2 protein-coding genes and 1 pseudogene are annotated in these 1,971 nt (G+C 76.1%); 2 read left to right on the forward strand and 1 reads right to left on the reverse strand.

Annotation, left to right across the window (positions count from 1 at the left end):
- A pseudogene (locus tag HW445_RS28735) lies at positions 1–195 on the reverse strand (TauD/TfdA family dioxygenase); the annotation flags it as partial.
- A gap of 255 nt (positions 196–450) precedes the next feature.
- Here HW445_RS28735 and HW445_RS28740 point away from each other — a divergent pair.
- Together HW445_RS28740 and HW445_RS28745 are read left to right on the forward strand one after the other, a co-directional pair.
- A complete protein-coding gene (locus tag HW445_RS28740) occupies positions 451–1,626 on the forward strand; it encodes a M20/M25/M40 family metallo-hydrolase (protein ID WP_180223768.1) in 1,176 nt (391 codons plus the stop codon).
- Positions 1,623–1,971: amidase family protein (locus tag HW445_RS28745; RefSeq protein ID WP_257231346.1), on the forward strand; the 349-nt coding region annotated here is incomplete at its 3' end. The genes HW445_RS28740 and HW445_RS28745, both read left to right, overlap by 4 nt.

Consider the following 1,971-nt stretch of genomic DNA (forward strand, 5'->3'; position numbering starts at 1 on the left):
GGCGGCGTGGTCGAGGCGCTGGCCGCGGAAGAACAGCACCTTCCAGCGCAGCAGCGCCGCGCGGATCGCGGTCACCGTGGCCTGCGGCAGGTCGCCGGCGAGGTCGACGCCGCCGACCTCGGCGCCGATGTGACCGGCGACCGGGGTGATCTCCAGGGTCTGCCGAGGGCCGGCTGCCGTACGTGTCGTCACCATGTCCTCAGCGTCGGCCGTGGGGGAAAGCGGGCGCAAGAGGGCCTCGGGGCCAGGGGCGTCCCCCCGTCTTCCGTGCTCGCCTTCGCCGCCCTGCCCTCTCGCCCGCCCGTCCCCCTTGCCCTCGGATCGGACGGCGCACGCCGCCCGGGACGGTCACGTGGTGCTCGCCGCGCGCAGCGCCCGCACCAGGTCCGCCCGCCAGGTGTCGCCCCGGCGGCGTACCGTGCTGCCGAACGGCCGACGAAGGGTGAGGGTGTGGACGACGACGTCTTCGGCTCCGTCGTCGCGCTGGCGCGTGAGCTGGTCCGCACGCCCAGCAGGGGCGGGACCGACGACTACGGGCCGGTGCTCGGCGTCCTGGAACGGTGGCTGACGGGGCGAGGGCTGCCGCACCGCCGGCTGCGGAGTCCCGACGGGACCACGGCCGGGCTGCTGGTGGAGGTCGCCGGTGGCCGGCCGGGGGAGTGGTGGACGCTCGACGCCTGCGCGGACACCGCACCCTTCGGGGACGAGAACGCCTGGTCGTTCCCGCCCACCGCCGGGGACGTGGTGGACGGATGGCTGCGGGGACGCGGGGCGGCGGACTCCAAGACGGCGGCGGCGATGTTCTGCCATCTGGCCGCCGAGATCGCCCCGCGCGCCGACGAGTCGGCCGGAGGCCTGGCGGTCCTGCTCGACGTGGACGAACACACCGGACGCTTCGGCGGCGCGCGGGCCTACCTCGCGGACCCGCGGGCCCGGAGGCCGGCGGGCGTCATGATCGGGTACCCGGGGATCGGTGACGTGGTCGTCGGCGGAAGGGGGTTGTGGCGCTGTGTGCTCACCGTGCATGCCCCGTCCGGACATTCGGGCGCGCGACGCGAGGTGGTGGGCGCGGTCTCCCGGGCGGCACGACTGGTGAGGATGCTCGACGAGGCCGAACTGCCCCGCGATTCCTTCCCGTTGCCGCCGCGGCTGACGGTCACCGCGATCGGCGGCGGCGAGGGCTTCTCCGTCGTGCCGGACCGGTGCGACGTCAACGTCGACGTGCGCACCACGGTGGAGTTCGGGCCGCGGGCCGCCGAGCGACTGGTGCGCGCGGTCGTCACCGCCTTCGACGCCGAGGGGCGTGAGGCCGGGGCCCCGCGCCCGCGGCCCACCGACGTGGAACCGGTGGCCTCCTGGCCGGCCTACCAGCTGGACGGGGACCGGCAGCCGGCCGCCGCCCTGCTGAAGGCCGCCGCCGAGGCCGGACTGGAGGTCGGGGCGAAGGTGGCGGGGCCCTCCAACATCGGCAACCTGCTGGCCGGGGAGGGAGTGCCGGCCACAGCCGGCTTCGGCCTCCCCCACCAGGGGCTGCACGGAACCGACGAGCGGGTCCACCTCGCCGAACTGCCCCGCGTGTACGGGGTGTACCGGCGGGCCGTCGGCCTGCTCCTGGGAGGGGCATGAGCTTCGCCGACGACTATCCGCGGCTTTCCGCCCTGCGGATCGCCTCACTCGTCCGGGACGGGGAGCTGCGCGCCGCGGAGGTCGTGGAGGCGGCGTTCGCCCGGATCGAGCGGGAGGAACCCCGCACCCGGGCCTTCACGGAGGTGTGGCCCGCGCTCGCCGCCGGGACCGCGGCGGAGGTGGACCGCCGGCTCGCGGCGGGCGAGGTACTTCCCCTGGCCGGGGTGCCGATCGGCGTGAAGGCCACCGAGGGGACGACCTCCTTCCAGACCCTCCGCCTGCTCGCCGCGGGCTGCGTGCCGGTCGGCGCCACGGCCACCCCGGGACCGGGCACCGCCTGGCAGA

Source organism: Streptomyces sp. UH6 (assembly GCF_013421635.1).
Classification (GTDB): domain Bacteria; phylum Actinomycetota; class Actinomycetes; order Streptomycetales; family Streptomycetaceae; genus Streptomyces; species Streptomyces abyssomicinicus.